This window comes from Bacteroides sp. 1_1_30, from assembly GCF_020982715.1.
In the GTDB taxonomy this organism is placed as follows: Bacteria; Bacteroidota; Bacteroidia; order Bacteroidales; family Bacteroidaceae; genus Bacteroides; species Bacteroides xylanisolvens.
The window spans coordinates 1-1776 of record NZ_JAJKHN010000195.1; the positions used below are offsets into that span (position 1 = coordinate 1).

The following is a 1776-nucleotide window of genomic DNA, read 5'->3' on the forward strand; positions in this document are numbered from 1 at the left end:
GTAGTTGTTTTCTTCTAGTTAGTGCCGATAATACAAAGAACGGAATCTTTTCATTTGATTAATATTATCAATATTAGATATTATTCTATCACTACGCGGGCGATAAAAAGAATAATTTGCAATAATATTATCCTTTTTTATTTGAATTACGTTTGGCTAAAGTGGAAATCCCTGCGGTTTTCAAAACACTCCTGATAACAAGATGCATATTCTAAATTATAGGTAATCTGAATATGCGTTTTTTAATATTATACTCACTTTTATCCTATATCAATTATTGGTCCATTTTTCATTGTACATACAATTTGCATGCAAATGTATTAATCTAGAGATTAAAGTTAGTCAATAATTGAGCATTCCTTATTCTTTCCTCTTTTTCAAAGTATGCTAAATAGTGCTCGGTTACAGATAAGTTAGAGTGTCCCAAGCTTTCAGAAATATATGAGGTTTTCGCACCTCCACGTTTTAATACTGTAGCAAAAGAATGCCTTGCCGTGTAAGTCGTCAACTGAAAAACTCCAATGTCTTGGGCTATTTTTTTAAGTCTTCTGTTACATTTGGTTATAATACGCCGTACCAATCTAATCTTTTCAAAGGCATCTTCAGATCCTCTAGCATATTTAAAAATATACGTTTGCGGGCTTAATCTTGGATTACCCCATTTTTGAATAATATTCCACATTTCAGGAGTAATGATTGCATGTATCTCTTTGTTATGTTTGGTAGTTCGAGATGTCTTAGAGCGTACAAAGCATATTTCTCCATCCATAATATTTGAATACTGAAGAAATAATAAATCCATAAAATTAATGCCATTACATAAATAAGAAAACACCCAGAGATCCCTAAATTCTTCTATATCTTTTGTTTCACATTGATAAGACATTACTTTTTTTATTTCAGAAAGAGTAAGTGCTAATTTACGTCCACACCCTTCAGGAATTTCATATTTATTCTTTCCAAAAGGAAAAGATGATTCTTTTATGATACCATCATGTACAGCACGATTTAAGACACACTTTAAAGCTCGGAAATAAATACTTATGCTTGAATAGCTTTTACCTTCTGATATCCAAAATTTTTCACAACGTTTAAGCCAATCAATTGTAATGTTTTCCAAAGGTATAGTGGAACCTCCGAAATCTTCTAAACTTTTTAAAGCACTTTGATAATTTAAGTAAGTGTTTGCTTGTTCATTGGCTTCCAGTTCTTTCATTTTTAAGCGAAAAGCACTGCGCAAAGTCATATCATTCATCTGCCTTCCTAACCTGGCGCTTAATGTTTCAATACTAAATTCTCCTTTTTGTATCAGTTCGTTAACTTGTTGCTTAATAGTTGAAAAACTACTCTCTATATCTGATCGAATTTCTGCCAATAACCGGCTTTTTACTTTTAATAACCTTGCCCAATCTTCTTTTGACAATTCTTTCCCAGTTGAGTAATATTTTTGCTTTCTTCTATATACCACTTGAACTTTAACAGGAAATTGTCCACTCTTTTTTGCTCTTCTGGTATCTAATATGGTTAAAACCGAAATTCCATCTTTTGAATATTTGAACATAAAATGAATATTTATATCTATACAATAGGTAAAGCATACATATATTGTATGCAAAATGTATGCAAATGTAATAAATCAGCCTGATTTTAATAAATGCATAAGCTTCTATTTATCAAATATTTGAGTATTTATTTTTCAATTAGAAATCTACCTATTCTATTTTTTTGATAAAAAAAATCTTATCTTCGTTTAGTAAGGTTACAACATAAAATCTG

At 30.3% G+C, this 1776-nt stretch carries 1 protein-coding gene; it reads right to left on the reverse strand.

What is annotated here, in order from left to right; genetic code table 11:
* Positions 1-325 precede the first annotated feature (325 nt).
* Positions 326-1561, reverse strand: coding sequence for a site-specific integrase (locus LPH68_RS26115; protein WP_008022203.1), 1236 nt, complete (start codon positions 1559-1561; stop codon positions 326-328).
* Positions 1562-1776: the final 215 nt, after the last annotated feature.

Coding starts and splice junctions, on each gene's coding strand:
- LPH68_RS26115 (WP_008022203.1), bottom strand. CDS start 1,561: ATGTTCAAATATTCAAAAGATGGAATTTCGGTTTTAACCATATTAGAT.